This window comes from Devosia sp. (assembly GCF_034675085.1).
GTDB lineage: Bacteria > Pseudomonadota > Alphaproteobacteria > Rhizobiales > Devosiaceae > Devosia.
Map to the genome: position 1 here is coordinate 1 of NZ_JAUCDN010000004.1, position 22,428 is coordinate 22,428.

Consider the following 22,428-nt stretch of genomic DNA (forward strand, 5'->3'; position numbering starts at 1 on the left):
ATATCAAGCGGCCCTCCCAGGCCTATGCGCCTCGCGTTAGGGCGAGGTGTCCTGATTTCCGAAGTACGGGAAACCGAGAAAAAGCGCAATAGGCAAAGAGATATAGAAAGCCTGCCGTGCAAGTTCGTGCAGCTTCAAACCGGAACATGGCAGGAACGGGCAGGAAGAAGTGGCACACCAGCGGCACACGAGATTCACGGCCTGTTCACGTCCAGCGACCTATGAATCCCCGGCACCGGAAGCCCATTCACCTGCACCGTGTAATCACAGCATGGGAATCGGAACACGATGGAGAGACGTCCGGCCAGCCTATAGGGCGTCCAATTCCAGTCCGGCGGGACGCCGTGGTGCGGGCAGACGAGGTCAGGGCCGGCCATCGCCCATATCCCGAAGCCTCCTGCTGGCCACCTGATTTTCCAGCCACAGCTTTCGCACGGTGAGGATGAGCACCACCATACCGAGCAGCCCAACCACCAGTTGATTGGCCGTGGTGGCCGCGTCGAGCAGTTGACCCCACCATGGGAAGGTTACCCCCGCCGTGCCGGTGGTGGCGCCGGTGATGGTGCTGATATCTCTGTGCATGATGCGCCCTGCTCGAATAGGGGTGGGAGAGGCGAGTGGCCGGAGCCGCCCGAAGCTATTTGCCGGTCAGTCGTTCCCAGAGGGTGCGAGGCTGGGCAGCGGCGGTTCTGGCACTTTCTTCCACCAGGGTCCGGGTGGCGTCCGGGATGCGCGGCATGGGCACCTGCTTGCCATCGATGACAACCTGCGGCTTGAACGTGCTCAGCGCCGACCAGACGTAACCCCACAGGCTCACAGCGATGGGCGCCAAGGCCCCAAGCGTGATGGACTGCCAGTTGTGGCCCAGAATGGACAGAATGGCCTCCTGGGTGGCCGGAGGCAGATTGTTCCAGGCGGTGAGCCCTGCCCCGACGATGCCGCCGATTTCCAGAGCCCGGCGCATCAGCCAGCCGATGATGACATTTTGAAACATGGTCAGAACCTCACGTTGAAGATCAAGAAAAAGGCCGCTGCGAGGGCGGCCAGGACGATTGCGGTGATGATGATGGCGGGAGCCCTGCCCCGTTCGGGCGGCGCTGAGCCGGGTGGCGTGCTGGGTTGCTGCGGTGCGGCCGCCGCCGTGGGCGTCAGGAACAGCATCCGCTCGGCCTCCCGGCGCTTGATGAGGCCGGGAAGCGGTTTGCCCGCCGCGTTGATCCACAGGCCGAATTGCGCCGCCGCATCCTGATAAGCTCCGGCGTTCAGCCGCTTGAGCAGCGTGGACTTGCGCAGGTTGCCCGATCCCAGATTGAAGGTGAAGGACACCAGCGCCCCGAACTGGTTGGCGTTGAGCGGCACCTTGACCTGCTGGAGCACATCGGCCTCGACGGCGGCCAGATCGCGTTTCAGGATTGCCTCGGCCTCCTTGGCCGTGATGCGCATGCCTTTCAGGACGATGGGCGCGCCGGCCGCAGAAGTGTGGCCGTAACCGATCGTCGGCACGGACCAGCCGTGAGCGGGGTCGGGATAGGCGTCGAGCCTCAGCCCCTCGTGCTCTTTGATAAGCGCGAGGGCGGCACTGTTTATGGCCATTTCGGCCTCCTGTGATGTGGAATGGAATTCAGTAGCCGCCGGCTACCCAGCCAACTGCTCCGCTGACATAGGTGTCAGTATTGCCCTTGATCTGCTGCAAGGTGATCTGGGTGGTCGAGAGGCCTACGCAGGTCGCAATCTGGCCACTGGCGGCGGTTCCTGCTGAGGCTAGGCCGAAAAATGTGCCGTTCGGGAAGGTGGTTGGCAAATTCACGGCATTGGGCGCAGCGACGTTCGCAATACCCCACTGAAGATAGAAGCTGAATATCCGCAGCCATCCGTTGGTCCCTGGATGGATCTCAAAGAACAGGCCCGTCAGTGCGTTGGTCAGCGTCGACCATTTCCAGCGCTTTTGAGCATAGCTGTCTTCGCTGTCCGCACCGGCAACCTCGTCGTCCGAAACGATGGTGGATTTCTCGTCCAGATCGTGGGTTGCCAGGGCAATCGTTCCATCCTTGTCCTGAACTGTTAGCGTGCGCGTGGTGGCGGTGGTTAGGTCGGAAAGGTCGAAGGCCAGGCGCTTGGTGCTGTCGGTGTCATCCCAAAGACGGAACGCCGACGATTTGAAGAAGGTCTTAAGCTGAGCCATTACCTTGCGGATGGCATCATTGATGCCGGAAGGCGAACAGCCTTCATCGATATTCGTCCCGCCGATATCCTTATTTTCGGAGGCGGTTTCGTCCCACTCGGGGACGGAGTTCCTTGCCATGGCTTGGCTCCTTTTAAACCCAGTTGCCGGTCGTTCGGTCGTATCGTTGGCCGCCGGATGAATAGACCTGCGATCCACCAGCCGGCCCCGCGTTGTCTCGCGCTCGCTGCGCAGCGGCGGCATTTGCGGCGTCATAGGCCTGCGCGGCGCTCATCCCTTGGTCGCGGAAAGCCTGAACCGCCGAGGTTTGCTGACGAGGCGTGGACATGGCTTGCATGACCTCATTGGCGCCGTTCACCAAAACTCTGAGCGGAGACGGGAGGCGTAGCGACGGCATGGCAGCTGCCTGCATTGGCCGGGCAATCGGAAGCGGAGGCATCGGCGCGGCCCGAACCGGCCTGGCGCGAGGCAGGGGCGGCAGGACCGACAAGTTGGAGGCAACAGCACGATAGGGCGGCATGGGCACAGGTGGAACTAAAGCTGGCAGCCCTCTGGTGCCATCCAGCCCCACACCAATCTGCGCGACCTGCTGAGGCCCGACAATTCCTTCAACCGGAGCCGGCTGAGCCACTCCTGCAGCAAGGCGCTGTTGCGTTGCCGGTGCCTGCGCGGCACGAACGCGATCCGAGGCGGTTATGCCGGTGTTCTGAGAGGACAGGGGCGGGTTGAAGCTCCCAGCCGGCGCCGCAACCTGCTGGGCCACGCCTACCCTTGGAACGACCTGCCCGTTATCCGCACGGATTTCCGCTGCCGTAGCGCGCCGGGCCGTGTCCGTCGCCGCTGACGGCTGGGCAGGCATCGGAACAGATTGAACCGCTCGGGTCGCAGGAGACTGGCCGATTCCGCTCGAGCCGGCAGCAGGCAGTTCAGGCAGGCGCACCGGGGTGGCGGCCGGATTGGCATAGGTGGACGGGATGCTCGCGACCGTTGTCCCTTCCGCCCGGGCGATATCGCTAGCCGTTACAGGCCGAGGGAGGGGCATCGGAACAGTGGGCGAGGATGATCTGCCACCCTCCTGCCCCGCATAGCTCTGAGGCGCACCAACCGGCATTGGCGTGACGGCGCGTGTCGCCGGAGCCGAGAGGCCGCCGCCCCTCTCCTGCCCCGCATACGAAATAGGTCCAGAGGATAGCTGCGGGGCCTGCGAGCGGGTGATGTAGGATTGCAGGGCGCTCGCCAAGGCCGGGTCTTGCTGTGCCTGGGTGCGTTGGACGGTTTCGGCAATACCAGGGCCCGAGAACAGATCCGAGGTTGTGATGGGGTCACGCGCGGTAGCGGGGTAAATGCCCGCATATAGTGACGCTACGTCCGTCGACGCCGGCTGCAAATTGCGCAGGGCAGAAGTCGTGGGCGACATAGTGGCCGGAACGGGCGGCGCTGGCGGAACCACATCGCGCGCAGTGGCGACCTCAGGCAATTCGGCAGGTGGGACAGGGAGACCTTGCGCGCTCATGGGAACATTACCCGACGCATAGAATCGGTGACCGCCGATGGTATCGACAAGATCCATGCCGCGCGCCCAAGAAGGCATGACGGTGCCGGAAAGGAAATGATCGGCGCCGGGGACGGGGTTGGGGATCGTGCCCTGCTGGACGCCCTGGATGATGCTCTCGACCTGGCGGCGCAGGCCTTGGTTCTGCTGCGCCCGGATCGCCCCGCTGCCAGGATTGGAAAATCCATCAAAGCCGGACCTGATAACCTGATCCATGGTCTGGCCATGGGCGGCGGCGCGCTGGGCAATGGCCCATGTTGCGGCGATGATCCCCGCTTCGCCCTCGCCACCGGCTTCGGCAATGATGGTATTGATTAGGTCATTGCTTGCCATTTAATTTCCCATAGAAAAAGGCCCCCGCGAGGGAGCCTTGAAGGTTTAGCGGCCTGGTTGGTCAAGCAGCTTCGACCGTGTTCGCTTTGTCACTTCGTTCCAAAAACTGTGCGCATTCATCCAGGAATGCCATGACCTTGGCGTTGATTTCTGCCGTCAGCACCGTGGCTTCTTCTTCGCAGTTGCGAAAATTGTGGTCGCTGCACCGCTCGACCATTTCGACAAGGGCCGCAATCACATAGAGGCGGGCGCGAACGCTGGTCACGATATCATCTGCGGACGTGACGCCACCGAAGGGCTTATTCATGCCGCCGCCCTCCCGATAGCCGTCTTGATGAGCGCCGCCAAGCGAGCGAGACCCTTCGGAGTGACGCGAACCTGCTCAGTGATCTTCTCGCTGCCATCCGCCCGATAAACGGTGGTGATCTTGTGCTCCAGCAGGCCCGCAGTGGTCTTGGACTGGTAGCCCAAGTCATGCGACGTACCAGGGCGGCGATAGATCCAGCCATTCGTGCGGAGCCAAGAGAACAAATCTTTGGGCCGCATTTGGAGCGCCTTGGCAGCATCGGTAACGCAAAGGCTACCATCAGCCTCGGAAATCCGGTCCAAGGCTTCCTTTGCCGGCTCCAGCTCGCCCACTCTGGCTTCCAGCGTCAGAACCTTCTCCGTATAGGTCAGGAGCAAACCGCGCATGGCGGCGGGATCGTTAAGGAACGAGGCGGGGTCGGCTTGTCGGCGCTCCAATTCATCGAGCCGGTCAAGGACCTTCTTCCGAAGCGGGATGCTGTAGCCGGTGATGAGCGTCATGGTCAGATCGCGGGGGAGCCGGTACTCGGCGCGTTCCTTGTTTTGGCTGTCGGTGTAGGTGAACGCAAAATTGCTTTCACCGATTTCCAGCGCGTCAAACATGGTCCGGCAGTCGCGCATCACGTCCGCGTGGCGCTTGTCGCACAGCTCCGCAATCTCGCGGGTGGTCATGGTGGCCGGCACCGTGGTATTGATAATTTCATTCATCTGAGGAACTTCCACTTCCTTGGTTGATGTGCGCAGCGGGGGCCATGACGCCAATCTCGTCCCCCGCTGCCTTTTCCATCTTCTCCTTGAGGGTGAAGATGATTTCAGCGGTAATCGACCGCATATTCTGTTCAGCACTGGCCTTGACCCACCTTTTCACATCATTGGGGATGCGAAGGCGGAAATGGCCGTCATCTCGACTCATGTTTACCTCATAACGCAATTTGCGTCATTTATATAACGCAAATTGCGTCATAGCGGTCAACCAAAAAGTGCGTCATATCTGCGGCATGTCCACCGAAGATGCACATTTCCGCCTACGGCTGCCTCCCGAGATGCACGCGCGCATCCGTGATGAAGCAAAAGCCAATGGCAGGTCGATCAACGCCGAAATCGTCTATCGTCTCCAAGAGACGCTCAAAATGGAAGACTATTTTCCTGACAAGGACGGCCAAGAAGACACGGCTGAAGATTTCGGCGGACTAGGAGTGTCGGAAGACGAGGCCAAAGAAATGGTCTTGGCCATTTTCAAGACGCTGGACCGCTATAAAAAGAAGCGCGAGAGGCCCTCTAAGGACTGACTCGACTCCCTGCCTCTCCCGCGCAATGATCCACCGTCAACAAATGAGGGATCAAATGGCAGATAAGCCAGTCGTGCATATCGGAGAGAACTCGCCGGAGGAAGTTGCGTACAAGTTGTTCTTGGAAGTTGCGTACGCAGAAAAGAAAAACACCCACGCAGGAGTGACTTTCGATGACAAGCCGGATCGCAAATGGATTCTGGACACCTATGCCGAGTGCATTATCGCGGTGAAGGAGCCGCTGCGCCGTTCACGATAAAGTTGTAAAGCCGGTCTGCAAGGGCCAGCACATCTTCGTCGTTGCGGCCCTTGCAGATATCTGCCGCCAGGTTCAAGCATGCCAGTCGAATTTCGATATCGCTCATGGTAATAGTCTCCTATGTCCTTAGTGGATTGTGACGCGTGGATGGCACCTAGACCTTCCCAAGCCTAGGAGCCGCCTTATCCGACGCAGCAGCCGACGAATACCAGAAACATATGTCCCGGCTTCTTGAGATGGTGCGGAGCATTCGTGCCCAAATTTCTCGATGATGCCGGTGGGCAGCGGCGAATAGCTCAGCGCCTTGGTCGAGAGATGGCGCATTGCAGTGATCCACGCATCCTCAACGGATAGCTCGCCGGCTTCGATTTTGCCGACAAGATCATTGAACCCTCGCTCCCGAAGCCATGCAGTCGTCATGTTCGGTTTAGTCACGATTGTCTCCTTCATGTCCGTATAGACTTCCTCCAAATCTCCCGGTAACGATTTCTTAGGGACTATGGGTGGGGCAAGATGAAACACATAACGACAATAGTCGCGCTTGCAGCGGCGCTTTCTGGCTGTGCAACTGCGCCGAAGGCTTTCTATGAGAACCCGGCAAAGCAAGATGTAACGGCGCTTTGCCGCGCGGTTTTCGAAACGAAAGACGCGTCATTTCGGAAAGACGTCGCCGCAGAGCTGGTCCGTCGCGGCATGACAATCGAGAGTTGCCAGACAAAGATCAGCCAGCAGAACACTGCTATTGCAGCCGTCGCGCTTGTCGGCACTGTCGCGGCGGTTGGAGTGATTGCCGCGAATGGCGGCGGAGGCGGCTATTCGGCCCCAGCAAGCTCGGGGACAGACTATGACTGCCTGGGCGGGCGTGGAGATGGCCCGCTCTATGTTCGGGGTCCGGTCCATGTTGGCGCATACGACCCTTACGGGCTCGACGCAGACGGGGATGGAATCGGTTGCGAGGCATCGGATATAGCCTACGGCAGGTAGGTTGTGGTATTAGACGTTGATGCCCGAAATCGACCAAGACCCGCGCAAACCCGACTTCTACGACTGGCTGGGCTATGTCCTGGCGGCGGCGATCCTACTGCCGCTAGGGTGGTGGTTGAAAACCACCGACCCGCTAGGCCTTTCCCACTTCTTCGCGCAATTCGTCGGTTATTGACCGGCGGATGGCACAAGCGCCGCCCGCGTCCCGATCTGCAACTGCTGTTCCATTGTCCTGATAGCCTCCATCCATGTGGGGCTCATCGAGGCGTTGTAGATGGCCTTTTGCAGGTCTTTGGGGTCGCGGCTGGTCAATATGCGGGCGACTTCCTGCATGACCTTGGCGTCGATCCTTTGCCCTAGGGCGCGAGCGCCGGCCGCCCCGGCACCGAGCGCAGCGCCTTGAATAGCGGTCCCGAAATTGCCTCCTGAAATGCCGAAGCCAGCAGCACCGCCCACGCCAGTGCCGATACCGAGCTCTACAAGCTGCCGGGCAGTCGTTGAATTGCCCAGCGCCCCGCGAATCGCATCCGCAAGGCCTTCAACCCGAACATAGGCCTCCAACTGCCGGGCCCTGGTCGGGCCGAAGACCAGTTCCGCCATTTCGCGGCTCGACTGGCTGCCGAACACCTGATTGATGACGTTCACGCGGTCGCGGGTTGAGCGAATACGATCAATCAATTCGGACGCATAGCCCGTCTGAAACGCCTGCTTTTCGGTTGGATTGAAGGCCTCAAAGGCTTTCCGCGCCTCGGGTACGTTTCGCGGCTGGGTGGCAAATTTCTTGCCGGCCTCAAGAGCATCCTCGGCGTCGAAGAATGAAGCTGCGCCCTGCCGGGCAGTCCGATATTGCGGGACTGCACCGTCGAGACTGCCAACAAGCTTGTTCTTGAGCTGCGTCAGAATGGACAACTCGGTATTGTCGCCGCCGCGCTGGGCCACACCAATCATGCCATCCAGATTGCGCTTGACCTGATCCCAGAATTGCAGGTTCGGAACCGCCAAGGTGCCATTGGCCTTCTGCACCAGGCGCCAGACGCCATCCTGGCCCTGCCGGAACGGGTTTTGCACCGGCACAAAGCCATCGATAGCGGCGAGGTCTTTCCCTCGGCCCTGCGTCATTGTGATGGCGCGCTGGATGGCTGGGGACTGCATCAACTCCTGCAAGTCTGCGGTGAAGACGTTCTGAGCCTGCGGATGGTTGAATGCGGCATCGTACCGAGGCTTGTTGACCATCTTGGCCACCTCCCGGATCGACTTCTGATAGCCCAGATCATCCACCGCACCACCGGTTAGCCGCTTGATGAAATCAATCGCCCGAAGGCCCTGGCTCTCGAACCGCTCATCCGCCGCTTTGGTGATGATCGACCGAGCTTCCGGGTTCTGGTTCGCCACCGACCGCGCCAAGGCCCGGGCGGTTTCGCCGCCCCGGTCCACATTCATCAGCGGAATTCCGGCCTGGCGCGCCAAGGCCTCATCGGCGGCATTGAACATGCCGCCGGGGTTGACCTGCATATCACGGGCGAACACCTGCCCGGTGCGGCGGGATGCCTCCTCGGCGGGCCGAATCGCGCCAGCAATGGTCGGGGCAACTTTCGACCCGATAGCCCTGGCCGCGAGTCCGAGCCCGGACGCAATAGGAGGGGTAACAGCCCCGATTCCGCCACCATAAGCGGCATTAGTCAGAATATCATTCGCAGTTCCGCCCTTGAACGCAGCATCCGCCCCCGAGATCGCCGCGCCCGAAGCCGCCGAATTGCCGATCCGGGCGCCAAGACTGCCCTCAAGACCCAGCGCCGCCGCACCGCCTGCGGTTTTAGCGAGGCCGCCATAGGCCCCCAGACCGCCGGCGAGATTGCCAGCAATATCGGCAACCGGGTTGGCCTCGGACAGCTGGGCGCGGCGCTCTTGCAGGCCTCGCACCGTTTCGCCGTAATTGCCGCCCATCAGCTGCGATCCCGCCCCGATAAGAGCATCAGACGTATTCTGGACCATCGGGCCGAGCACGGGGATTCCATTGACCAAGCCACCTAGTGTTGCAGCCGTCGCGCCCATCAGATCAGGACGCCCCGCCTCCTTTGGTGCATTGGGGTTGAATTGCAGCGCCTGGCTGCGCGCAGACGCATCCGCAAGAGCGGCATCGTAAGCATCGGGCCGCCCACCTAGAGACGCTGCGATTTCCTCGACCGCCGCATTCTGCTGTTCCGGGGACATGCGCAGAAAGTCATCGCTGACCTTCACCCGCTGCCCCCCGATGTTCAATGTCGCCATTATTCGATGCTCCACTGAAGCCCGCCGGAGGTCTGCCCGCCCTGTCCGGGGATGCGGCTGCGCATGGCAGCGACGTCGCGCTCTTTCTGGGCGATAAACGATTCGAGCACCGCTTGCTTTTCGGCGGGCGACTTGTTCGGATCGCCCAGAGTAGCCCGCAGGCTTTCCCCCTCCTGCACCGTAAAAGCGGCGCCAAACGTATCGCGCAGCAGTGGGAGAACCTGGTTATCCACGATGGCGATATACCGGGTACGGGCAATAGCCGCTTCACTCGGCTCCATCCCAAGCTCTCGCATGCCGGCGTCGATAAGCTGCCCCGAACGCGTATAGGTCGCCGTCTTTGCGAGCTCGCCAAGTTCGCCTATGACGTTGCGGAGCCCCGGCATCTTGCTTTCCATGCTCTCGTAGGCTGCTATATTTTCTGCGTTCGACTTTCCGAGCCCTGCGCCGGTCGCGGTATCGAACGCCGCTTGCTGGTTCTGCTTGGGAGTACGGAAAAGCTCGTTGCCGTAAACGTCCTGCGTGATGATTTCCGTTCCGGTATCGATCTGCTTTGTCGTCGGCGCGGGTGTATAGCCTTGGGCTCCCTGCAAAGGTTGCCAGTTGCCACGGTTGCTGGCCTGCCCGAGAACGACATTTCCGCTCTCGTCCTGCATGGGGACGATATTGCCGAAGAACGATTCCTGATTTGCTCCACTCTGTGCCCGCGACAGATCGGCCATGGCCGCTTGCCAGCCCTGGGCGGGGGGCAGGTCGGCATATTGCGGATAGTTAGCCCGGAGCCACTCGGTGGTGGCGTTCTGCTGTTCCTGCTGCTGGGCAAGCTTTGCCTGCTCCATGTCAACATCTGCCCCGCGCTGAAAGCCGGCCCCGAAGCCCTTCCATGGGTTTAGCGGGTCCTCACCCATGCTCGAAAAGCCGCCGATAAAGGCGTTTCGGTTCGCATTGAACGCCTGATAGAGCGGGTTATCGCCAAGGCCGAGAAACTGGCCGATACGCTGGGGTTTAAAATCAGCCATGATATGCTCCTAGAACAACGCCCCAAAAATAGAGCCGCCGATTTGGAGCGGCGTTTGCCACCAAGGCGTTTGCTGGCTTTGGGTTTGCGTATTTGTCGTCCCTGCGCTTGGCGCCGTTCCCGCCAGAATGCTCGTGCCGCGCGCCAGATCGTTCCATGTGCGGTTATTGAGGCGGTCGAACAGGTCTGCCTCCCCTTGGCGGGCTGCGAGCGCGTCGGCATCCATGATCTGACCCGCCTGAAGCTGCGCCGAAGCCGGGAGCATCGATGCCTGGTAGAGCCCCGGAAGGTTCTGGATGGCCTGGTGCTGTCGCTGATAGTCGAGCCCGGCCAGTGCATTGGTTGCCCCCTCCGCCAGATTAGTGGCGTGGGAACCAGAGCCGAACCGCCCGGAAGCGGTGAATACCGAATTGCTGGCTGTCAGTGCGTCATCCAGCGCCCGTTGTCTCAGCGCATCATTCTGGACGTTCCCGGCTGCAATATCGGCCTGGCCGCGCAGAGTGTCGGAGATGCCTTGAGAAAAGATCGAATTGTTCGGATTGCTGGTCAGCCCCGACACGCCGGCCTGCGTCTGGCTGGACAGGCCCGGATAGAGCGACTGGTCAAAGACCTTCGAGCCCTGGTCCAAACTGCCGCTGAGCTGACGCCCGATCAGATCCACAGCGCTGTTGAGCGAGGGGCTGTTCAGGCCGCTGCTCGAGGAAGTCGTAGTTGTGCCACCGCCGCCCATGTCAGAGCCTCTTTTCCAAACCGTTCCGAAAGCCCTTGATGGGCTGATAATCTGGGAAAATCCGGGCGTAATTCCGCCCGCAAATCCGATGCGCCTTGCACCCGGCAATTCGGGCCACGTCCTCAATCGCCCTGATGCCCTGTCGCATCCGTGCCAGCCGGGCCTTGGGGCCGCCCTCGATCCGCCCGGCTATGGCCGTGGTCCATGCGATCAGGTCGCCGTCTTCATCATCGACCGAGACCACAAGTAGCCCGTTGGCGCCCTCATTGCCGAAAAACAGCAAGGAGGTGCGATCCAGCAGCCGCCCGTAAAGCGTCTCCATGCTGAAATCCGGGTCATGTGCCAGCGCCGGCGCCAGCATTTCGGCTATCACGTCCCAATTCCGGTCGATCTGGGCCGTGTCCAGCAATGTGACCTGCATCAGCGCCAGCCGGGCGATCCCAGCGCGGTCTTATCACCCGCCAGATACGATACCCAGACGTCCATGGAGCCGCCTGGAGAACCGGTGACGCGGAGAATGTCTCCGGTCTTGAAGTTGATCAGAATGTCCAGAAGCATCAGTTCGCCGGCCTGCAAAGCCTTGTCCTTGAGCAAATGGCACGACATTGCGCCGCTGAATTTCTCGATGGTAACGCTTGGGGTGCCGCCGCCTGTTTCAGCCACATAAAGCGCCACAATGAGCGTCTTGCCCGAGGCGGTCATAAGGTCGGTCGGCGTGTCATCGCTGAGACTGATGCACTCGGTGAGGATTGCCCCACCATTGACGGTGTAGCTCATTTTGGCCCGCCTCCGGCCGCCTTGATATGGTCCACGCCATGGACAAAGGACCAGGTGGCCCCGGCCGGTGCCGACCAGTCAAAGGCGATATTGAGCCCCCTGCCCCGCAACCCCACCCGACCACCGGAAACCTTCGCCGCGCCCGGCTTCCAAGCCAACGCGTCCGAGAGCGCATCGGCCACGCCCAGGGCCAGCATTGAGTTGGGGCAGTCGTCAATGGGCGTAGCCCAGCCGATCAGCGTCGAAATCGGGCTGTTCTGGGTGGACGTGACGATGCGCGCCGCAGCATTGGGGCCGGAGAATGTTGCGTATTTCAGGTCCGGGCCGAGCGCGGCAAAGACCTGCTGGCCACCCTGCCAAAACCTGTCGTCCCAAGAAATGGTGATGCTGTCCACCGTGCCGAAGGCGTCGAGGTCTTCCAGCGTATAGCCCGCCGTTGCCACGCGGCTGAGATAGGTAATTTCCTCATCCCAGGTGAACCAGGGATTTTCTGGAGTATCCCAGCGATAGCCGTATAGCGCCGAAGTGCGATTTGGATCGGCAGCGCCCTTGTCGGGATATCGCCACAGCACGATTTTCCGGGCCGGGTCGATTGCGCCCTGAACCTTCGCCAAATCCGCCAGGCCAACGCGGGACAGCAATTGCTCATCGATGAAATGCGCGCCGATCATTTCCAGGCCGGCGCTGAGCGAGAACCGGAAATACCCATTGGTGGAAATGCCATAGAGCACCCCGTCAAAAGCCACGCAGGATTTCCGCCCCACAGCACCGCGCTCAAGGCTGATCTCCTGCAAGGAATAGAGCGCCCCGCCGCCAGCATTGCCGAACTGCAACAGACGCATCGCCGTGGCCTGCACGATGACCGCTGCGCCATTGCGCAAATTGAACCCGCCACGAAGCTCGCCGCCCGTCTCAAGCGGCTGCTGGTCTGCCGCGCGCTTGGCCCATTCCAGATGATTGTTGAAATCGCTATTGCGGATCAGGCGGTTGTTGCGGTCCCCCTGGTCGTCCTTGCAGTCGAAAGCAAACACCATGTTCGCAATGACTTCGATTTCGCGTGGATCACCTGCTTCAGGGATATATGTCGGGGCACTGCCGCTCTCCATATCATAGGCCCAAAGACCATCGCTGGTGTTGGTGAACAGCAGAAAATTGCCAAACTGAATGCATGACCAATCGTCGCCGCTGGTACAGTTGAACCCCGTTTCGACGGCAGTCCATGTAAAATCGACACCCAACCGATAGAGCGCATCGACCGTAAGGCCGAAAACTACAGTTGAGCCGTCGCGCTTGAGACAGGTAATCATGCCGCGCGGCTCGCCCGGTAGCGCATCTGCGGTCTCGACCGTCACCAATTGCGCCCGAGGGCCGTACCCCATGGCCTTGGGCAGGACATTGCTTGCAACCATGCAAATGCTAGGCGTTCCGGCCGTGCGGTCGGGCGCGAGAGGGCCGAATGGGAACTGCATCAGCGCGCGCCTCCGCCCCGTCCAAACATGCCTAGCGCGGGATCAAGCGTGGCTACAGATATCTTGTTTTTGGCAATCTCGCTTCGAACCTCGCGCAGCCCTTCATCGAGAAGGCCTTTCCAGATCGACCCTCCATTCCAATCCTCATTGTAACCGGCGCCCCACATGATGGTGGCGGCGAGATAGAGGTCGGGGTGATTGGCCAGCAGCCAGTTCGTGTTGCTGGTGGCAAGGGCGAACCGCTGCCGGAAGCGGAGCCTGAACGGGTAGCTCTGATCCACCGGGCAATCGAACGTGATGTCGTTGCTGTTCACGGCCCAGATCTGGGGTGCCCCGGGCGTTGCGCGGTAGGGGAATGTTCCCTCCGCTCTCGGCAGGATCGGCAATTCATCATTTCCGGCCACGGCGAGATACAGCGCTATCGGCTGCACCATGGCCAGAGATGATACATTGATCGAGCGCGAACCGATGACGCCAGTGATTAGCGCGTCGGTTTCAACTGCCCCCAGCTTTCGGTTGAGCCGCGCTTCTGCAAGCGCGATCCAGTCCGCAGCCTTCCCGGCCTGCCCCTGGCGCTCCATAAAATCGAGCGCTTGAGCCTGAAGTTCTGCATAATTGGACATGGACAACCCCTAGAAGAGAGGCGCCAGGGGCTCGTAAGCCCCCGGCGGTGTTTAATCCGGCCGGATTGTCAGGCGCTGCCGGACATACGCACGGCCAGGCGGGGGTCGATGGTCTTGCCACCGAACAGCACGTCCAAGCGCCAGGCGCTCTTGTCGTTCGTGCCGTCATAGACGGGGATCACGCGGACGTTCAGGCCCTTGTAGCTCTTGCGGGCCACATCGACGGCGCCCGGAGGCGAGACCATCGGCACGGCGACCAGAGCAAACGCGTTCCGGTGGAACGCGAGGTTCTGACGATAGCCGGTGCCGCCAGTACCCATCACGGTGATAGGCGCGTTGTCTGCCGGGCCTGCCGACACGTTCTTGAACGCACCGGAGGCGATCATGGCCGGGGCGATGGTCAGAGTGGCGGGGCCAGTCGACGCGCCAGAATTGGCGTCGGCCACCACCACGAACTGCTTGAGGAACGGCAGCGTGGCCTTGGTCACCGGGTTGACCGCGTAAACACCACCAATTGTAAACACGTCGCCAGCCTTGAGGATGCCGGTGACGCTATTGGTCCAGCCCTTGGTCACCAGCGTTTGGGTGCCGGTGTCCTTGGTCAGAGCATAGGTGGTGTCCTGATTGGCGCCGTTGACCAGCGGCGTACCGGTGGCCACGCCGACGATATGGGTCGGCACGTTCTGCGACATGAAGGTATCGACGCCGCCGATTTCACCAAGGGAGCCCTTGCGATAGGCACCCTTGGCCACGTCGCTCATATAGAGCGCAGTCTGGGAGCCAAGCAAGCCCCAATGATCCTGCGGAGACAGGACGGAAGACCGCTCGGACGGCACGGCATACTCGTCCATGCGTTCCGGCGCCAGGGCGAAGTCGGCATAGGAGTTGATGACCTGTCCGGGAGTGCCGACCCAGTTATAGACATCACGATAGAGGCCCATCAGGTAGGTGTCGATGGAGTTGGCGAGCTGAACCATGGCCGGCTTGATGACGCGCTCGGAGAGGTCGCCAATCTTGAGGGTCAAGTCCTGGCTGGTGAACTCGAAATCGACACCGCGACGCTGATCCACCTTAATGGTGGTCTTGCCTTCGGTGACATCCTGCACCGCCATAGTGGCATTGGTGCGGACGGTGAAGTCGGTCGGCTTGCGGATGGAGATTTCCTCGCCAACCGTATAGCCGTTGATCTTCTTGTCGAATTCGTTTTCGTAGCCACGAAAAACCTGCTTGGCCATAACCAGCTCATTGTCGAGAATGGTGATGGCCTCGGCCGCGATGATACTCGCGGTAAGGGTGGTGTTTGCCATTTCTGGGGTTCCTTGAAGGGGTTACCGCTTTTTCCCGGCCGCCCGCGCCGCCGCATAGGCCTCCATGTCATCGGAATCGGCTAGGTCAGCCAGCGACTTGGAAGCCGTTGGGCTGGAACCGGTTTTCACAGTGACCAGAGGCGTGACGGGAGCTTTGGGCGGCGCCTTGGGAGCGGCCTGTTTTGCGATGGCCTGGGCGCCGATATGGGCCTTGTGCAACAAGCCAAGAAGCACAGGGCTCCAGTTCGCCTTCAGCACTTGCTCCGGGATGCCCTCGGAGGTTGCAAAGGCGACCAGCTTGTCGATAGCAGGTCCGCGCGTTTCGGCAGTCAGGCCGGGGATGATAGTAGGGGCAGCTTCAAGGGTTTCCTGAACGCGCTTGGCAAGGTCTTGCTGCGCTTTCTCAGTCCGTTCGTTGCTGGCGTTGTTGACGATGCCCTCAAGCTCAGCTTTCTGGGCCTTCAGGTCTTCAAATTGCATCCGGTGCTGCTGGGTGCCCAGCGGATCGGTCTGCATGTGGGCCTGCCAATCGGCAGGGGTCAGCTTGGCATATTCGGCCAGCTGTGCGTTCACGCCTTTCAGCGTGGCGCGCGCATCGAGTTCAGCATCCGTGGCCTCGGCTTGCTGGACAAGCGCCGCCTCGCGGGCCTCCAGTGCCTTGGCCTTTTCAGCGACCGTCTGCGTTTTCTTGGTGTAATCCCCCTGCATGAGGAATTCACCCTCAAGCTCCTTGGGGACCTGGTACTGCTTGCCGTTGCGCTCGAGCGTGACATACTCGGGCTCAGCTGGCTCTCCGCCGTCGCCGCTATCCTCGGGTTCCGGCGCCTCATCGCCGCCGACATCGGTCGCCAGTTCCGGGGCTTCGGTTTCGGGCTCTACTGCGGGTGCGATTGCTGCCGGTTCGGGCAGTTCGGGCGCGACAATAGGTTCCTGTTCGTCGGACATAGACGTTGCACTCCTGATTTTGGTTGGTGCGAGGTGGAGATACTTAACCCGGCTGCGGGGTATTGGCGGCGACACCGGCGGCAATGACGCGTTGGCGAGCGTTGGCTTCAGCAGTCGCGACGGCGATGCGCTCGCGCGAATCTATTTCGGCTTGAGCAATGGCTTCGCGGCTGGCGATTTCAGCCATGGTCATTTCTTGGTCGGATGCGAGCTGTGCAGCCTTGGCTTGCTTGTCGGCTTCAATCTTGGCCATGGCCGCCTGCCCGCCAGCCTTCAGCTTTTCGATTTCAGCCGTGAGTTGGTCGATGATCTGCTTGCCTTGCTCAATGGCCTGCTGGATTTCGGGCGGGATATGCTGCTCGCCCTTGATCTGGGCCGGCAGCATCTTTTTCAAACGCTCTGCAATCTCGTCTGCGCCCTGCCAATCCAGCGATTTGACCAGAATGTCGCCAATGAGCGGCGCGGCATCAGGATAAGCCTGAATGAGCTGCATCATCTGCTCGGCCGTTTCCTGCCGCATGGTCTGATAATTTGGCCCCGTCGAGACGGTCAGGTCGTATTTGCCTACGGTCAGGTCATGGATGGCCATGATCGCCTGGCCCTGCTCGTCCTGCTTGGGTGCGCCGGTTTCTCTGTCGATCAATGGGGCTTGCTGGTTCACCGGCTGCGGGTGATGCGAGCCATCCTCGCCAATGACCCTGACAATGCGCGGCGCGTCATACACATGCGGGATCAAGTCAATGATGATCCGGCCAGTGTGTCGAATGGCGCGAGCCAGGTTGTCGATGAAATGGAACGTCGAATTATCGCCCTGGCGCTGGCGCGCAATGATGGCCCTGCCGCTGGTTTCGTTCGACCGCGCGCCCAGAGAGGCGTCATAAATGCCGGTGATGGCCTTGATGTCATCAGAGGCGTTGAGCGCTTCCTGCATCGAGCCGGCGGCCACGCCGCTGTCGAGCGGCTGACGCTTCGGCGCCTGGGTGCCTTGGGCGTATTCAAGAAACGGGTGGCTCTTGGTGTTCGCCGTGCTCCATTTCTCCGGGCTAACATCGAACGCCCCTTCCTCCCCGATATAGGGGACGCGCGGCGCAAGTGCGACAAGCTCCGTTCCCGCCGTGCGCCAGAAATTCTGCATCTGCTGGGCGTCCTTGGCCCCATTGATGAGGGACCGCAGATAGCGCTTGCCGTCGATCCAGAACTCATCGCCATAAACCGGCGCAATGGGGATATACTGGCCGGGCCATTCACGTTCGGACAGGATTTCGGCGCCAGTCATGATGCGCTGGATCACGCGATAGCACTTCACCACGCGCCGGATCGGCTGGCCGAGCTTATCGGTGGCCAGAACCAACAGGCCCGCCTCCACTCCAAACGCAAGATCAGGATCGTCCGTCAGATCCTTCTCGTCATAAATCTGGCCAGCCGTGGTTTTGACGATGGTCTTGTCGTAGGTTTCGCGGTGCCACCACTCGGCAACCATCACCCCGTCGCTATCGAGCCAGTCACCGCTATCGTTCCACGCGTCACTATCCCAATCGGTCGCTGTGGCCCTGGGATATTGCTCTTTGAAGGCCTCGCGGCTCAGCCGATCCACCACAAAGGCGTCATTCCAGTCCGAGCTATCGGCCGCCGTGGAATGAGGGTCGGGATAGACGCTCAGCGGGTTGGCAACGCGCTCGATCCGAATGTCGAGGTCAAAGGTATCGTCGTAGGCATAATCCAACCCGACGCGGATATAGCCAAACCCACCTCCAACCGCGCATTCAACGGCTGTGTCATAAGCCACATCGGCATTGCTAGTGTATTCGATGTTGCGAATGAGACCGTTGATGATCTCTGCGGTCTCGGGATCGCTGTTGCTGTCGACCGGATGCACCTTGATCGATGGCTTGTTCTGCCTGCTATCGTTGACCACCTGCCGGATGACAGGTCCAAGCTTGTCGATGGTCAGACAGGGGCGCTGCTCAGCCTCGCGTTGCTTGCGAATGGCTTCCGGCCACTGCTCGCGGGCGCGGACGAACAGAATATCATCCTTGTAGGCTTGGCGGTTGTCGCTGGCGCGGTCCTCACACAGGGTGAAGGCCTTTTTGCCGGCGGCGAGGATGTCGTCTTTGCTGTCGGTCTTGGCCATGAGCTACCCCAACCAGGCCCCCTCGCCGGGACGAATGCGAGAGGCTGGATCAATGATTTTCCTGGGCCGCAGCACCGGCATTTTCCAATGCACGAAGTACCCGGCGGCGTCGTTATGATGGTCGTGGCCGGTCTTTTTGTCGGGCTCGCCGTTCTTGTCGTAGGCCTGCTGTTCCTGCGCTTCCGCGAATTTGGGACAGGCCTTGTCGTTCACCTTGAGCCGGCCCTTGGTGTAGCCAGCGTTCACCGCCAGAATGCGATCCTTGACGGGCGGATTGGTTTCCCGCGCAAAGACCTTGAAACCTGCCGACCGCAGCAAGGTCAGGTCTGACACCGACGCATTGACGGTTTTGCGCGAGTTGCCCGAGGCGTCGGGGTAAATGTTGATGACCCGATTGGGCCACTTGTTATTGACGGCCTCGATCAGCGCAGGCGTATCGAGAATGCCGGCCAACTCTGCAACCGCATGCCAGGCGTCGCCGCGCTCCACGAAAACCACCGAGGCCATGTCATTGACGTTGAAGTCTTGGCCGATATGCAGCGGCTCGCCGTCCTTGATCGTCTCAGCCGACCGGCAATCCTCGCGCCGATAGTTTCGGTAGACCGTCCCGCTGGTGAGGTTGACGAATTCGCCCATCAGATAGGCGTCGATCAATTCCTGCGGATAGCTGTCCCGAAGCGACTGGATATAGTCGGGCGGAAGATAGGTCTCGTTCTCGTAGGTGCTGGCCTGCACCATGGAATAGTCGGCGTTCCCCGCCGCCTTGAACGTCTGGTAGACGAACTTGAAACCCTCTGGCGTCGTCGTGACACCGATGCCGTTGACCACGCCGGAGATCACTACGCGCAGGCGAGCGATGATCTTGCGCCACGCGGCCGTTGCCTTGTCGATCGGCAGAATGTCGATCTCGTCCACCAACGCCCGGGCAATCTTGAACCCGACGATTCCGCCGGGATCGTCCATCGAGCGGCAGATGATCACGCCGTAATAGTGTTTGCCGCGATAAAGATGGACCTCCTTGTCCGCCCGTCGCACCACGCAGCGGAAGCCGAGCAATTCGCCCGCCTCCTCAATGGTGGGCCAGAACGTGTCTCGAATATCCCGATAGGTTGGGGCGAAATAGCCTTGAGCAACGCCAGGATGGCGGCCGGCGAAGATCAGCAGGTCCAAACAGCCGACAAAAGTCTTGCCCGAGCCGAACCCGCCGACATAGCTCCTGAACTTGGTATTGAGCCCGCTAAGAAATATCTGTTGCGGTTTGCTCAGGCTTAGTGATGCGGACATCGCCTACAGCGTCCCGCACCGTAATATCGATATTGAGGCTTGGCGGCGTTTCATCGTCATCTCCGCCCGATCCAGCGAACATGCCGAGGTGCTTGCCGATCAGCTCAATCGCTTTGTTGCTCGGACCAAAATCGCCAACCTTTTTGGCTTTAGCCGCATTATCGGCCAGCTGCTCCAGCACCCATTGCCTGGTGAGGACCACGCCTTCGGCGGCCCGCTCGGTGAGTTCTTTGGCGCGGGCCCGTATGCTTTCATTTGCTTTCAAGCGGGCGGCATTGCCCCGATTGGGCCTGAAGCCCGCCTCGACGTAGGCTTCTTCCGCCGTTTTGCCGCTAGCGAGGCCCTGCGCAAATCGTTCGTGTCTGGCGTTCTTGAGCGCCGCCATGGCTAAACCCCTCTCGCGACTGCGTTCCCGCTTGGTCGCTCGATGAAAGTTGGAATTTCAGTTCTTGGAACCCCGTGTATTCTGACACATGGGCCGGTCATCGCACGGGTTGCGCGATAGTTTTGTTCTACCGGCGCGAGCGCTTTAGTCCTGATACAGCGCGACGATGCCGGTAGCGGTGGTGCTGGTGGCATAAACGGCGATCGCCCGCCACGGATAGTCGACACCAGCGACAACCGACCGAACAACCGGGGCCACCATACCGACGCATTGCACGTTGACATCGCCATCGGCGTTGACTGCCAATCCGACAGTTGGCTCCATTCGGGTGGTGTCGCTGGGCGTGACCAGGACCATGCGACCCACAGACTGCGCTTCTACTCGGTTGGCCATTTCCAGCCTCCTGGTCAGATTTCAGTCGAGACAGGCGGGAACAAGGTCTCGCTGTCGAGCACATGAATGGGCAGGCCGCCCATGGTCGGAACCCAGCGCTGATAGTCAGGGTCATTGAGCAGGCGCGCCGGCGCGACCCACATGCCGACCAAGACACCCAGCCCAAGATTATTGGCCAAGGGGTTCTCGATTTCGCGCGGGCCAAGCATGACCTCTTCATCATCGAGAAGGATCGCGGCCGCCTTCTGCTCGATGGTCATCAAAATCCATGCTTGAACGGTCATGCTGCGGCTCCTATGGCCTGAAGATAATCGGTGATGGCGGCGCACAGAGCCCCGTCCTCGGCATCGGTGAGGGCCGCGCCAAATCCACCCGCCGCAAGCTGAAGCGTGGAATAGAATGTGTTGCGGCGCAGGAAGGTCAGTTCGCTGTTATCTGGCGCCGACGAAGCGGCGTCCGATCTGGTGGCAATCGTCACGCCGCCCCGGCGCAGGCGCTCATTGCTGGCCCCGCTCCGAATGGCGCTAAAATAGCCCAGGGCGTCCCGAGACTGGCCGCCGGTGCTGGCCGTCGCGGTCCCGGCATTGTTCACCCGGCAGGTCGCATCCACAGACGAGCGCGGCACAAGCACCGTGTTGCCGTTGCCCATCGCCTGCTGGTTGTCCACATCGGTGCGAGACCAGAGGAAGATGGAGGCGCTGTTGCGGGTGAATTTCGCACTTACGGCGGTTGAGGGGTTGAAGCTGGTCGAGAGATAGCCCGCCGATCCGTCGCCCTGATAGCCACGATCTATGGTAAACACCGGTGACGAAACCGCGCCCAGATTATACTGGTCGGCAATCCAGTTGCGGCGCGTTGCCTGGGCGTCGGCGCCGGCCAGCCAGAGCACATCGAGCTTGCTCCACACCCCCGCGCCCTTCAGCGCTACGATGAGCGTGTTGATAAGGCCTTTGCGCCCTTGCGTCGGTGGAGTGGTAAAGCGGGCGAAGAGGGCCTCGGCGTCCGGGTCGTAGGATGCACCCCCGCCACCTCGCCTTATCGCTCCGAGCGCAAGAGCGTTTGCAAGCATCATTGTGCTGAGCTCCCGCAATAGAAAAGCCCCTCGGCAGAACCGGAGGGCTGAAATAAAAAAGGCCCCCCCGCAAAGGAGCCTGAACCTGCTCATCGAACCATTGCGCTTTCTGCAATAGTTGGGTGAACAGGCCGAGCGCCGAAGCGCCCGACCGAAATCAATCAAGTGTGGCTAGACCAGACTTCGCCCCGGGTCGAAATGGCCGGCGACGTAGAGGTCGTGGTCGAGTAGCCGCATAACGAAGGCGGAGAACCGACTTCGTGCCGACTCCTGGGCGGCGCCGGTGGCATGGACAGCATGGGTCAGGTCGAGAATGTCGTGGGCTTCGAGCTTGGGCCAGACGTGCCGCTCCACTGCCGAGATGGCGGCGGTGATAGGCCAGAACAGGGCCGCAAGGACGATAGCGAACAGGCGCGGGAAAATGCGCATGGAGCAGTCCTTTCGATGCTGGGGTGCAGGCAACAAAAAGCCCGCGCACGGCGGGCTCTATTTTCGGCGGTTTACGCCTTAGCGTAAAAACTCTGACTGATTTGCTGATAAACGTCAAGCGGCCTTGCGCTTGTCCCCAATCTTGAAGTGCCGGGCCAGAGCGTTGAGCCCTTCGCGCATCCAGCCAATCATGTGCGTGTGCGATTCATCCCGGAGAACGCAGTAGTCCAGCGCGGCGATCAGCGCCCCGCCTGCCCTGACCTCGTTTTGGCGCTCCTGCACGGCGGCGACCGCGGCACGCCAGTCAGCCAATGCCTTCTTCGAGCGCTCGACATTCTCCGGCGCCGGCATGCCCCGAGTGGCGTTGAGGTTCACCGCGCCCGAGGGCTTTGGGCCGCCGACAGTGGCCTGCATCTCCTGATACACCTCACAATAGCGCACCGCGGCCTCGTACTGCTGCTGCGTGATTTCGCCAGACATGGCGAGCCTGCCAACGAATGATCCTGCCATTTGATCCTTCCCGATCCTGGGATCCAATCCATAATGCCGATGCCGCGCCTCGATGCCGGGGCGCATCGCTTCACGTTCGTCCTTGTCGTGCATGCCGACCAGCCGCTTCATGATGTCTGGTTTTTTCCGGGAGAGCCGACCATTTGCCTCCCGAGCGCCTGCTTTTGGCTTTGGACCGCGTT

The 22,428-nt window shown here is 60.8% G+C and carries 29 protein-coding genes; 3 read left to right on the top strand and 26 right to left on the bottom strand.

Translation table 11 applies throughout. The features are described from left to right. Positions 1 to 363: 363 nt before the first annotated feature. From VDP82_RS00550 to VDP82_RS00565, 4 genes are read right to left on the bottom strand one after another with little or no spacing between them, the layout of a single operon-like run. Entirely contained in the window at positions 364 to 582 is a 219-nt protein-coding gene (locus VDP82_RS00550) for a hypothetical protein (RefSeq protein ID WP_323012882.1), read from the bottom strand. Between the two features lie 55 nt (positions 583 to 637). Beyond that, entirely contained in the window at positions 638 to 994 is a 357-nt protein-coding gene (locus VDP82_RS00555; protein ID WP_323012883.1) for a hypothetical protein, read from the bottom strand. Positions 995 to 996: 2 nt separating this feature from the next. Then, complete coding sequence (locus VDP82_RS00560; RefSeq protein WP_323012884.1) at positions 997 to 1,593, bottom strand: lysozyme; 597 nt, start codon at positions 1,591 to 1,593, stop codon at positions 997 to 999. A gap of 28 nt (positions 1,594 to 1,621) precedes the next feature. After that, the gene (locus VDP82_RS00565; protein WP_323012885.1) at positions 1,622 to 2,425 is read right to left on the bottom strand and encodes a hypothetical protein; all 804 of its coding nucleotides are present in this window, start codon (positions 2,423 to 2,425) and stop codon (positions 1,622 to 1,624) included. A gap of 1,297 nt (positions 2,426 to 3,722) precedes the next feature. On the opposite strand from VDP82_RS00565, the gene VDP82_RS00570 reads away from it, so the two are divergent. Then, positions 3,723 to 4,052: a hypothetical protein gene (locus VDP82_RS00570; protein ID WP_323012886.1), complete on the top strand. Its 330-nt coding sequence runs from the start codon at positions 3,723 to 3,725 to the stop codon at positions 4,050 to 4,052. Between the two features lie 76 nt (positions 4,053 to 4,128). Here the strand turns inward: VDP82_RS00570 and VDP82_RS00575 are convergent, their stop codons facing one another. The 3 genes from VDP82_RS00575 to VDP82_RS00585 are packed head-to-tail and all read right to left on the bottom strand — an operon-like array spanning position 4,129 to position 5,286. Beyond that, positions 4,129 to 4,374, bottom strand: a complete 246-nt coding sequence (locus VDP82_RS00575; RefSeq protein ID WP_323012887.1) for a hypothetical protein — start codon at positions 4,372 to 4,374, stop codon at positions 4,129 to 4,131. Next, positions 4,371 to 5,081, bottom strand: coding sequence for a phage regulatory protein/antirepressor Ant (locus VDP82_RS00580; protein WP_323012888.1), 711 nt, complete (start codon positions 5,079 to 5,081; stop codon positions 4,371 to 4,373). The genes VDP82_RS00575 and VDP82_RS00580 overlap by 4 nt, the downstream gene beginning before the upstream one ends. Beyond that, entirely contained in the window at positions 5,074 to 5,286 is a 213-nt protein-coding gene (locus VDP82_RS00585; protein ID WP_323012889.1) for an Arc family DNA-binding protein, read from the bottom strand. The genes VDP82_RS00580 and VDP82_RS00585 overlap by 8 nt, the downstream gene beginning before the upstream one ends. A gap of 85 nt (positions 5,287 to 5,371) precedes the next feature. Between VDP82_RS00585 and VDP82_RS00590 the strand changes: the two genes are divergently transcribed. Beyond that, positions 5,372 to 5,662, top strand: coding sequence for an Arc family DNA-binding protein (locus tag VDP82_RS00590; protein WP_323012890.1), 291 nt, complete (start codon positions 5,372 to 5,374; stop codon positions 5,660 to 5,662). A 221-nt stretch (positions 5,663 to 5,883) separates the two neighbouring features. Here the strand turns inward: VDP82_RS00590 and VDP82_RS00595 are convergent, their stop codons facing one another. Together VDP82_RS00595 and VDP82_RS00600 are read right to left on the bottom strand one after the other, a co-directional pair. Then, the gene (locus tag VDP82_RS00595; RefSeq protein WP_323012891.1) at positions 5,884 to 6,027 is read right to left on the bottom strand and encodes a hypothetical protein; all 144 of its coding nucleotides are present in this window, start codon (positions 6,025 to 6,027) and stop codon (positions 5,884 to 5,886) included. Positions 6,028 to 6,047: 20 nt separating this feature from the next. After that, on the bottom strand, positions 6,048 to 6,356 hold the full coding sequence (locus tag VDP82_RS00600) for a hypothetical protein (RefSeq protein WP_323012892.1): 309 nt from the start codon (positions 6,354 to 6,356) through the stop codon (positions 6,048 to 6,050). Positions 6,357 to 6,924: 568 nt separating this feature from the next. Between VDP82_RS00600 and VDP82_RS00605 the strand changes: the two genes are divergently transcribed. Beyond that, positions 6,925 to 7,080, top strand: a complete 156-nt coding sequence (locus VDP82_RS00605; protein WP_323012893.1) for a hypothetical protein — start codon at positions 6,925 to 6,927, stop codon at positions 7,078 to 7,080. Here the strand turns inward: VDP82_RS00605 and VDP82_RS00610 are convergent. The 17 genes from VDP82_RS00610 to VDP82_RS00690 form a co-directional block, all read right to left on the bottom strand. Next, positions 7,074 to 9,173 (bottom strand): hypothetical protein, encoded by a 2,100-nt coding sequence (locus tag VDP82_RS00610; RefSeq protein WP_323012894.1) that lies wholly within the window; start codon positions 9,171 to 9,173, stop codon positions 7,074 to 7,076. The two genes, VDP82_RS00605 and VDP82_RS00610, sit on opposite strands and share 7 nt — an antisense overlap. Continuing rightward, positions 9,173 to 10,192: a hypothetical protein gene (locus tag VDP82_RS00615; protein ID WP_323012895.1), complete on the bottom strand. Its 1,020-nt coding sequence runs from the start codon at positions 10,190 to 10,192 to the stop codon at positions 9,173 to 9,175. The genes VDP82_RS00610 and VDP82_RS00615 overlap by 1 nt, the downstream gene beginning before the upstream one ends. 9 nt (positions 10,193 to 10,201) lie before the next feature. Then, a complete protein-coding gene (locus tag VDP82_RS00620; protein ID WP_323012896.1) occupies positions 10,202 to 10,921 on the bottom strand; it encodes a hypothetical protein in 720 nt (239 codons plus the stop codon). Position 10,922: 1 nt separating this feature from the next. Further along, a complete protein-coding gene (locus VDP82_RS00625) occupies positions 10,923 to 11,282 on the bottom strand; it encodes a hypothetical protein (protein WP_323012897.1) in 360 nt (119 codons plus the stop codon). A gap of 59 nt (positions 11,283 to 11,341) precedes the next feature. Further along, positions 11,342 to 11,698, bottom strand: a complete 357-nt coding sequence (locus VDP82_RS00630; protein WP_323012898.1) for a hypothetical protein — start codon at positions 11,696 to 11,698, stop codon at positions 11,342 to 11,344. Then, positions 11,695 to 13,050: a hypothetical protein gene (locus VDP82_RS00635; RefSeq protein WP_323012899.1), complete on the bottom strand. Its 1,356-nt coding sequence runs from the start codon at positions 13,048 to 13,050 to the stop codon at positions 11,695 to 11,697. Before VDP82_RS00635 ends, VDP82_RS00630 begins: the two co-directional genes overlap by 4 nt. A 116-nt stretch (positions 13,051 to 13,166) precedes the next feature. Then, positions 13,167 to 13,790 carry a hypothetical protein gene (locus tag VDP82_RS00640; protein WP_323012900.1) on the bottom strand — a complete coding sequence of 208 codons (624 nt, stop codon included), beginning with the start codon at positions 13,788 to 13,790 and terminating at the stop codon, positions 13,167 to 13,169. A gap of 68 nt (positions 13,791 to 13,858) precedes the next feature. Then, complete coding sequence (locus tag VDP82_RS00645) at positions 13,859 to 15,097, bottom strand: P22 phage major capsid protein family protein (RefSeq protein ID WP_323012901.1); 1,239 nt, start codon at positions 15,095 to 15,097, stop codon at positions 13,859 to 13,861. A 21-nt stretch (positions 15,098 to 15,118) separates the two neighbouring features. Then, positions 15,119 to 16,042, bottom strand: a complete 924-nt coding sequence (locus VDP82_RS00650) for a hypothetical protein (RefSeq protein ID WP_323012902.1) — start codon at positions 16,040 to 16,042, stop codon at positions 15,119 to 15,121. Between the two features lie 43 nt (positions 16,043 to 16,085). After that, the gene (locus VDP82_RS00655) at positions 16,086 to 18,173 is read right to left on the bottom strand and encodes a portal protein (RefSeq protein ID WP_323012903.1); all 2,088 of its coding nucleotides are present in this window, start codon (positions 18,171 to 18,173) and stop codon (positions 16,086 to 16,088) included. A 3-nt stretch (positions 18,174 to 18,176) separates the two neighbouring features. Continuing rightward, positions 18,177 to 19,457: a terminase large subunit domain-containing protein gene (locus VDP82_RS00660; RefSeq protein WP_323012904.1), complete on the bottom strand. Its 1,281-nt coding sequence runs from the start codon at positions 19,455 to 19,457 to the stop codon at positions 18,177 to 18,179. Next, positions 19,411 to 19,842 carry a hypothetical protein gene (locus VDP82_RS00665; protein ID WP_323012905.1) on the bottom strand — a complete coding sequence of 144 codons (432 nt, stop codon included), beginning with the start codon at positions 19,840 to 19,842 and terminating at the stop codon, positions 19,411 to 19,413. Before VDP82_RS00665 ends, VDP82_RS00660 begins: the two co-directional genes overlap by 47 nt. A gap of 144 nt (positions 19,843 to 19,986) precedes the next feature. Next, positions 19,987 to 20,235: a spike base protein, RCAP_Rcc01079 family gene (locus tag VDP82_RS00670; RefSeq protein ID WP_323012906.1), complete on the bottom strand. Its 249-nt coding sequence runs from the start codon at positions 20,233 to 20,235 to the stop codon at positions 19,987 to 19,989. Positions 20,236 to 20,249: 14 nt separating this feature from the next. Beyond that, positions 20,250 to 20,495, bottom strand: coding sequence for a hypothetical protein (locus tag VDP82_RS00675; protein WP_323012907.1), 246 nt, complete (start codon positions 20,493 to 20,495; stop codon positions 20,250 to 20,252). Between the two features lie 20 nt (positions 20,496 to 20,515). Continuing rightward, the gene (locus VDP82_RS00680; protein WP_323012908.1) at positions 20,516 to 21,307 is read right to left on the bottom strand and encodes a hypothetical protein; all 792 of its coding nucleotides are present in this window, start codon (positions 21,305 to 21,307) and stop codon (positions 20,516 to 20,518) included. 171 nt (positions 21,308 to 21,478) lie between these two features. After that, a complete protein-coding gene (locus VDP82_RS00685; protein ID WP_323012909.1) occupies positions 21,479 to 21,736 on the bottom strand; it encodes a hypothetical protein in 258 nt (85 codons plus the stop codon). A 114-nt stretch (positions 21,737 to 21,850) separates the two neighbouring features. Beyond that, a complete protein-coding gene (locus VDP82_RS00690; RefSeq protein WP_323012910.1) occupies positions 21,851 to 22,357 on the bottom strand; it encodes a hypothetical protein in 507 nt (168 codons plus the stop codon). Between the last annotated feature and the right edge of the window lie 71 nt (positions 22,358 to 22,428).

What these genes read in the sequence shown, in the direction of transcription:
- VDP82_RS00550 (WP_323012882.1), bottom strand. Translation starts at nt 582, where the DNA reads ATGCACAGAGATATCAGCACCATCACCGGCGCCACCACCGGCACGGCG.
- VDP82_RS00555 (WP_323012883.1), bottom strand. Translation starts at nt 994, where the DNA reads ATGTTTCAAAATGTCATCATCGGCTGGCTGATGCGCCGGGCTCTGGAA.
- VDP82_RS00560 (WP_323012884.1), bottom strand. Translation starts at nt 1,593, where the DNA reads ATGGCCATAAACAGTGCCGCCCTCGCGCTTATCAAAGAGCACGAGGGG.
- VDP82_RS00565 (WP_323012885.1), bottom strand. Translation starts at nt 2,425, where the DNA reads ATGCCGCCGCTGCGCAGCGAGCGCGAGACAACGCGGGGCCGGCTGGTG.
- VDP82_RS00575 (WP_323012887.1), bottom strand. Translation starts at nt 4,374, where the DNA reads ATGAATAAGCCCTTCGGTGGCGTCACGTCCGCAGATGATATCGTGACC.
- VDP82_RS00580 (WP_323012888.1), bottom strand. Translation starts at nt 5,081, where the DNA reads ATGAATGAAATTATCAATACCACGGTGCCGGCCACCATGACCACCCGC.
- VDP82_RS00585 (WP_323012889.1), bottom strand. Translation starts at nt 5,286, where the DNA reads ATGAGTCGAGATGACGGCCATTTCCGCCTTCGCATCCCCAATGATGTG.
- VDP82_RS00590 (WP_323012890.1), top strand. Translation starts at nt 5,372, where the DNA reads ATGTCCACCGAAGATGCACATTTCCGCCTACGGCTGCCTCCCGAGATG.
- VDP82_RS00595 (WP_323012891.1), bottom strand. Translation starts at nt 6,027, where the DNA reads ATGAGCGATATCGAAATTCGACTGGCATGCTTGAACCTGGCGGCAGAT.
- VDP82_RS00605 (WP_323012893.1), top strand. Translation starts at nt 6,925, where the DNA reads ATGCCCGAAATCGACCAAGACCCGCGCAAACCCGACTTCTACGACTGG.
- VDP82_RS00610 (WP_323012894.1), bottom strand. Translation starts at nt 9,173, where the DNA reads ATGGCGACATTGAACATCGGGGGGCAGCGGGTGAAGGTCAGCGATGAC.
- VDP82_RS00615 (WP_323012895.1), bottom strand. Translation starts at nt 10,192, where the DNA reads ATGGCTGATTTTAAACCCCAGCGTATCGGCCAGTTTCTCGGCCTTGGC.
- VDP82_RS00620 (WP_323012896.1), bottom strand. Translation starts at nt 10,921, where the DNA reads ATGGGCGGCGGTGGCACAACTACGACTTCCTCGAGCAGCGGCCTGAAC.
- VDP82_RS00625 (WP_323012897.1), bottom strand. Translation starts at nt 11,282, where the DNA reads ATGCTGGCGCCGGCGCTGGCACATGACCCGGATTTCAGCATGGAGACG.
- VDP82_RS00630 (WP_323012898.1), bottom strand. Translation starts at nt 11,698, where the DNA reads ATGAGCTACACCGTCAATGGTGGGGCAATCCTCACCGAGTGCATCAGT.
- VDP82_RS00640 (WP_323012900.1), bottom strand. Translation starts at nt 13,790, where the DNA reads ATGTCCAATTATGCAGAACTTCAGGCTCAAGCGCTCGATTTTATGGAG.
- VDP82_RS00645 (WP_323012901.1), bottom strand. Translation starts at nt 15,097, where the DNA reads ATGGCAAACACCACCCTTACCGCGAGTATCATCGCGGCCGAGGCCATC.
- VDP82_RS00650 (WP_323012902.1), bottom strand. Translation starts at nt 16,042, where the DNA reads ATGTCCGACGAACAGGAACCTATTGTCGCGCCCGAACTGCCCGAACCG.
- VDP82_RS00655 (WP_323012903.1), bottom strand. Translation starts at nt 18,173, where the DNA reads ATGGCCAAGACCGACAGCAAAGACGACATCCTCGCCGCCGGCAAAAAG.
- VDP82_RS00660 (WP_323012904.1), bottom strand. Translation starts at nt 19,457, where the DNA reads ATGTCCGCATCACTAAGCCTGAGCAAACCGCAACAGATATTTCTTAGC.
- VDP82_RS00665 (WP_323012905.1), bottom strand. Translation starts at nt 19,842, where the DNA reads ATGGCGGCGCTCAAGAACGCCAGACACGAACGATTTGCGCAGGGCCTC.
- VDP82_RS00670 (WP_323012906.1), bottom strand. Translation starts at nt 20,235, where the DNA reads ATGGCCAACCGAGTAGAAGCGCAGTCTGTGGGTCGCATGGTCCTGGTC.
- VDP82_RS00675 (WP_323012907.1), bottom strand. Translation starts at nt 20,495, where the DNA reads ATGACCATCGAGCAGAAGGCGGCCGCGATCCTTCTCGATGATGAAGAG.
- VDP82_RS00680 (WP_323012908.1), bottom strand. Translation starts at nt 21,307, where the DNA reads ATGATGCTTGCAAACGCTCTTGCGCTCGGAGCGATAAGGCGAGGTGGC.
- VDP82_RS00685 (WP_323012909.1), bottom strand. Translation starts at nt 21,736, where the DNA reads ATGCGCATTTTCCCGCGCCTGTTCGCTATCGTCCTTGCGGCCCTGTTC.
- VDP82_RS00690 (WP_323012910.1), bottom strand. Translation starts at nt 22,357, where the DNA reads ATGAAGCGGCTGGTCGGCATGCACGACAAGGACGAACGTGAAGCGATG.